Origin of the sequence: Leifsonia sp. SIMBA_070 (genome assembly GCF_046534635.1) — a bacterium.
Classification (GTDB): domain Bacteria; phylum Actinomycetota; class Actinomycetes; order Actinomycetales; family Microbacteriaceae; genus Leifsonia.
The window spans coordinates 1-256 of sequence record NZ_JAWRYK010000542.1 but is presented as its reverse complement, the minus strand read 5'-3'; the positions used below and the strand labels follow the sequence as shown (position 1 = coordinate 256).

1 protein-coding gene is annotated in these 256 nt (G+C 71.5%); it reads left to right on the top strand.

The genetic code is table 11. From position 1 onward, the window contains the following. On the top strand, positions 1-169 hold a 169-nt coding region (locus SB754_RS21365; RefSeq protein WP_410784339.1), incomplete at its 5' end, for an SDR family oxidoreductase. Between the last annotated feature and the right edge of the window lie 87 nt (positions 170-256).

Sequence of the window (256 nt, the reverse complement as noted above, 5' to 3'; positions counted from 1 at the left end):
CCGGGCGCTGGAAGCCCGGCAACCGCACGGCAGGCTAGTGACGACCGTCGAGGTGGCAGCATCGATCCTCTTTCTGGCCGACCCGGCAAACGGTTCCACCACCGGTGTTTGCCTCGCCGTCGACGGGGGCATGCACAGTCTTCTCCTGCGGCCTCCCGGGTCCGGGTGACGGCCTGCCCCGGCCACAGCGCCGCGGCGTGCACCGGCGAGGATGCACCGGCGAGGATGCAGCGCCGCCGCGTGCAGCGTTGATTCC